Here is a 5,360-nt window from a genome sequence, read left to right as displayed (position 1 = left end):
TGTCCAGGTCGAAGTTCTCGGTCAGCGAGACGACCTTGACCCCGCGTTCGCGCAGCTCGGTCACCACGGTCAGCACGTGTGCGGCCGAGCGGCCCCAGCGATCGGACTTCCAGAACTTCAACGTGTCGCCGGGGCGCAGTTCGGTCAGGACGGCGGCGAATTCGGGACGGTTCCCGCGCAGCCGACTGGAGATCTTCTCCGTGAACAGGACGTCGTAGCCGTCCTCGGCGAGGGCGTTGAGCTGGAGCTGGGGGTTTTGGTCGCGAATGGAGACTCGCGCGTAGGCGATGATGCGGCCCATGGGTCCTCGTGGCGGGCGTGGTCAGGGGTCAGGGCGTCTGGAGGTAGGGTCGGGAGGTCGTCCGGCGGGGTCTGGCCGACGATAAGGGATAGTTCCGACACCCACCGGGTGAGGCCGCCCTGCCAGGAGGAGAAGTAGATCGCCCCTTCGGGGTCGTCCTGATCGGGAAGCAGGACGTATCCGTCCTTCCCGTCGACCTGAGCTCGCAAGACCTTCGGCCGCTGGCCGTCGTAGATGAAGGTCATGGGTTCCCCGTCCCGTCCGGAAACGTCTACCTTTCTGGACGCCATAGCGAGCTGGGGAAACATCGTCCACAAACCTCCGTCCAGAAAGTCGACACGAGGCATGGCCGCCGGGACGCTGCGTCATGGGGCGAACAGGACGCGGGATTCGAGATCGAGGCGGGTGGTGGGCGCTTGGGCCGGCGGGGTGAGGTTGAGGATCCAGTTTCCGAACCGGCGGATGGTGTGGGTGATGTAGGGAGGTGGCGGCCAGGTCATCGGGGTCGACAGGGCGGCCTTCGGCGGCGATGGCGTTGGCGGCGTCGGTGATGTCGCAGGCAGTGGAGTAGATCACGCAGTTGGCGAGCAGCTCGTTGAACTTGATGATCTTCTCGTAGTAGTCCGGGTCGTTGTGGCCGATGAGCTTGCCGCCGAACACCAGCCAGTCGGCGAAGCCGTGGAATGCCTCGTTGCGGTTGGTGACCTGGGTGATCTGCTCGCGCAGGTCCGGATCGGACAGGTAGCGCAGCAGCGTGATGGTGCGCACGGCGCGGCCGAGCTCGCGGAAGGCGCGGTAGAGGCGGTTCTTGCGGGAGTGGTTGCCCAGGCGGCGTAGCAGGGTGATCGAGGAAATCCGGTTCTCGCGGATGGAGATCACGGTGCGCAGCAGGTCGCTCCAGTGGGTCTCGATCAGCCGCCAGTCGATCACCTCGTCGCCGAACAGGGAGTCGATGTGCTGGTAGGGGTGTCGGGGTCAGGCCGGTAGAAGATCAAATCGTGCCAGTTGCGGATACGCGGCAGCAGGTCGAACCCCAGCAGCGCGGCGAGGCCGAAGCCCGGCAGCGACTGGCCTTGGCTATCTGCGTGGATGGTGTCCGGCTGGATCTCCGAGGCGTTGCGTAGCAGGCCCTCGATGATGTAGACCGCCTCCCACACCCCGCACGGGATGAAGTGGGAGAACAGCGCCACGTAGGTGTTGGAGATGTGCCGGTAGGCCAGCCCGCCGTAGCCGCCGTAGCGGATGTGGGATTCGGCGAGCAGGTTGTTCTCCCAGGTCTCCATCTGGGAGCCGTCGGCCGCCACGGTCTTGCCGTCGCCCCACATCGAGGTGATGTCGAGCTGGTTGAACCCGTTGATCACGGTCGTGGAGGCTTTGTCGACCTTCTCGCTGGTGGCGTGCCTGTTCGCGGCCATGGCGATTTCGGCGGCGCTGATCTGGCCGCGCATGTGCGCGGCGACCTGGGCCGGGCCGAGCAAGGTGCCGTAGGTGAACACCATCAGCACATACCGGCCGAGCGTGTCCTTGATCTTCGGGTCCGAGCCGGAGGCGGGCCCGAAGTGGTGGTGCCAGCCCAGCTGGTACGCGGTGCGGGTGAGGATGTCCAGCAGGTCGCGCTGCGGGAGCCGGTCGTGTACGGCCTCCTCCAGCTCGAGCGCTTCCTTGCTGCGCTCGGCCCCTTTGCGACGGCGCAGGACGGGCCGCCCGCCTTCCAGCACCAGGTCGGTGTTGCCCGGGTAGCCGGCGTCGACCCCGGCGGCGACCTTCGCCAGGAGCCGCTTGTAGTGGCTGGTCAGCTCGGCCGCGTCGGTCGGCAGCCCGGCCTCGGCGCAGAACTTCTCGACCAGCGGCTCGCACTCCTCCCAGGACATCAGCTGATCATGCAGGTTGGCGTAGGAGTCCGATCCCGCCACCGCGATGTCCCCCGAGCGCAGCTCCGATGCCAGGTAGGAGAACACGCACACCGCCAGGTGGCGGCGCACCAGCATCCCGGGCCGGTTCGGATCTTTGAGGATCTTCCGCCACATCGCCGAGGCGAACGCGTCCACATCGACCGACAACCTCACCGTCACCGCAGCGCCCCCCGGGCCCTCCCGCTCCACGGTGACCTGGTTGGGGACGAACGCGCCACGCGCGCCGCGCTGGGCTTGGAGGTACTCCACGGCGTCCAGGACGCTGCGGTCGGCGTTGGTCGACTCCAGGTCGATCGACTCCACCAGCGTGAACAGCGCTGACCGGTGGGATCGGTAGTGCGCCTCCAACGGGGGCAGATAGTTGTTGCCGTGATGGGCCGAGACCGCCTCGTGCGCGGCCGCCAGCGCGTTCAGGCCGCCGGCCTGCTGGATGGCCTTGAGCACCAGCCGTCCCGTCCGCTCGGCCACCGCCTCCTGGCCCTCGTCGGCGGCACCGCTCTCCCGCGCGTCCACCGCGGCGTCGGCGCCCTCATCGGGCTGCTGCTCTGCCGGGCTGAGGGCCTCACGGACGCCGTCCAGAACATCGCCGAACACGCCCAAGAGCCGTTCGGACTCGGCGCGGTGCATCTCCCGCAGCGTCTCCAACTGGTCGCGGCCCTTCTTGTGGATCGCGGCCATCCGCTTGCAGAACATCGTCACCACGTCATCGCGAACTCCGGTCCGGACCGTGTGCAGCAGGCTGACGATCAGCGTCAGCCGCTTGTCCTCATCCAGCACCCGGCGCAAGTCAGCGACATGGGTCACCCGTGCCTCGCCCGCGAAATGCGCGATCTTCCCCGGTGGGACGCCCTCCAACCACGACTCGGTCGGACCGAGCGCGTCCAGGTCCCGCAAGAACGCCAGGCGGCCCTTGAACTTGCCCAAGGAAGCCGCCTGCGCCACGTCCTTCAGCCCGTCGTACTCACTGCGCCGGGTGACCGGATCAACCACCAGCAACCGGCCCAACCTCGCGCGGGCCGCCGCGTCGACGCGGCCCGCCACCAGCGCGAAGAATCCACGGTTCACCTCGGTGCGGATCTTCTTGGTCAGCTCGTCCAGCGTCGTGTAGCCGGGCAGCTCGCACCGGGCCCGGACCAGCTCCTCCAACGCCACATTGATCAGATCGGCCGGGTTGTCCTTCGCCTGAGCCGCCTTGCGGATCGCCTCGGCAGCCACCGCCCGTACCCCCGCCGCGTCATAGGCCACGCCCATGCGCTGGCGCACGAAACTCCGGTGCCGCTTGGCCGACCGCTCCGCGGCATCGGTCAGCACCACACCTTCCGGCAGCCCGACCACACCACGAATGTGCTCAGCCACCACCGCCGGGACCTCCGCCAGCTTCGGGAAGTACCCCAGCCGCTGGTAGGCCTTCAACCACACCAGCAACGCCAGCAGGTGCTGATCATCCTGCGTCTTGCCCGGCGCCCACTCCACCTCGCCAGCCGACGGAGTGAACACCTCTGCCAACTCCCGCGCGGATACCGCCCGCGCGAACCTCGGGTACGCCGTCCGATCGATCGACGCCACCCGAACCCCCGGAAACCGTCACCAACCAGCGCGAACCCTCAGATCCTAACGACCGCTGATCAACCCGCGGCCCGTTTCTGCCGTATTCGTGTTGCACCCGGGCTACGGGCGGGTGTCCCCCCGCGACCAGAACCCCGATAGTCAGCGCGACGCCCTCACCGAGACCGGATGCGACCGGATCTTCGTCGACAAGGCGTCAGGAAAGTTTGATCGACGCCCCGAGCTCGACAAGGCGCTGGACTACCTCAGGCCTGGCGACACCTTCGTCATCACCCGCCTGTCGCGCGCCGCCCGTTCGCTGCGCCACCTGCTGGACTTGGCGGCGCAGCTCCGTGAGCGTGAAGTCGACCTCCTGGTGCTCAAGCAGGGCATCGACACCTCCACACCGGGTGGACGCCTGCAGTTCCATATGTTCGGTGCCTTCGACGGGTTCCTCCGCGAACTCATCGTCGAAGGCACCCTTGAAGGACTGGCCTCGGCCCGCGCGCGCGGACGCGTCGGCGGGCGACCGGCGGCCCTGGACGCCCACGGAGTGGAGATGGCCCGGGCGCTGTACGAGATGAAGGGCGACGACGGCAAACGCCGCTACACCGTCCAGCAGATCGCCGACCGGCTCGGCGTCAGCCGCGCCACGATCTACCGCCACCTTGACCCCGACAAGCCGGTCTCGGCGTAGGAGGAGCGTGCTTGTCCCGATCACCTGCTACGGCGGCAAGGCCAACGCCGGTCCAGGCCGTCGAGCATGAAGGGGAGGAAGCGCTCTGGGATGACGCCTGGGTGGCAGGCGAACACGTTGAGCAGTTCCATGAGGTCGCCGGTGCCCACATCTGAACGCATCGCACCGTCCACCTGCGCTTGCCGTACCAGCTCGTCGAGTCGCTGTATCAGCGCCTGCCTCGCGCAGCACCGTGACGGCATCGACGCGTGCATCCGCTATCTGTCCAACAACGCCGAGCATCTGCGGTATGACCAGGCGCTGGAGGCGGGATAGCCGATCGCGACCGGGGTGGCCGAGGGCGCGTGCCGTCATCTGATCGCCGACAGGTTCGACCTGGCCGGGGCGCGGTGGGGCCTGGCCGGGGCGGTGCTGAAGCTCCGCGCGCTGGTCGCCAACGGTCATCTGGAGGAGTACTGGACTTTCCATCTCGCCCGGCAACACGAGCGCGTCCATCAGACCGGCTACCAGGACGGGTACGCCCTTACGGCTTGATCGCTTCAGTCACTCAGGAGGAGCCGCACCCAATTGGGAACGGGTCTGGAGCTCGACCAGTTCTCGGCCGCGGGTGACGATCTGGTCGTAACGCTCCTGGGTGACGTGCCCGATCATGGTGGGCATGGTCCGCTCTCCCCTCGCACGAGACGTACGGGACAACGGCGGGATGCGGACCACCAACACATGGCATGCGCTTGATCGCGAGACCTGACAATCCCAGGCAGACAAGGTCCTTTCGACTCACCCCGAGTGTGATCCAAGATCACTTACGGGGATCGAAACACCCTCTTAGCTTGATCTTTAACCTGTCTGTCCGAGCCGGGCGGCGAGGGTGGTTTCTCGTTTGACGGTTTTGCCGACGTCGTAG

General features: G+C 67.2%; 4 protein-coding genes and 1 pseudogene. 2 read left to right on the top strand and 3 right to left on the bottom strand.

Annotation, left to right across the window (positions count from 1 at the left end; all coding sequences use genetic code 11):
• Nucleotides 1-301, bottom strand: a 301-nt coding sequence (locus DQW85_RS28455; protein WP_162795447.1) for a recombinase family protein, incomplete at its 3' end; no start/stop codon positions are given.
• Between the two features lie 21 nt (nt 302-322).
• Nucleotides 323-3,780: pseudogene (locus tag DQW85_RS28450) on the bottom strand (Tn3 family transposase).
• Nucleotides 3,781-3,868: 88 nt separating this feature from the next.
• Between DQW85_RS28450 and DQW85_RS28445 the strand changes: the two are divergent.
• Nucleotides 3,869-4,456 carry a recombinase family protein gene (locus DQW85_RS28445; RefSeq protein ID WP_113702951.1) on the top strand — a complete coding sequence of 196 codons (588 nt, stop codon included), beginning with the start codon at nt 3,869-3,871 and terminating at the stop codon, nt 4,454-4,456.
• A gap of 20 nt (nt 4,457-4,476) precedes the next feature.
• On the opposite strand, the gene DQW85_RS47950 is transcribed toward DQW85_RS28445, so the two are convergent.
• Nucleotides 4,477-4,698, bottom strand: a complete 222-nt coding sequence (locus tag DQW85_RS47950; RefSeq protein WP_338043425.1) for an SbtR family transcriptional regulator — start codon at nt 4,696-4,698, stop codon at nt 4,477-4,479.
• 88 nt (nt 4,699-4,786) lie between these two features.
• Between DQW85_RS47950 and DQW85_RS28435 the strand changes: the two genes are divergently transcribed.
• Nucleotides 4,787-4,990, top strand: coding sequence for a hypothetical protein (locus DQW85_RS28435; protein ID WP_113702949.1), 204 nt, complete (start codon nt 4,787-4,789; stop codon nt 4,988-4,990).
• Nucleotides 4,991-5,360 lie beyond the last annotated feature (370 nt).

This window comes from Nonomuraea lactucae, from assembly GCF_003313395.1.
In the GTDB taxonomy this organism is placed as follows: Bacteria; Actinomycetota; Actinomycetes; order Streptosporangiales; family Streptosporangiaceae; genus Nonomuraea; species Nonomuraea lactucae.
Note: the sequence above shows the minus strand (reverse complement) of the source record. Positions and strands in the feature narration are given on the sequence as shown.

Excerpts from the sequence above, each read along its gene's own strand:
- DQW85_RS47950 (WP_338043425.1), bottom strand. The coding sequence starts at position 4,698 with ATGCCGTCACGGTGCTGCGCGAGGCAGGCGCTGATACAGCGACTCGAC.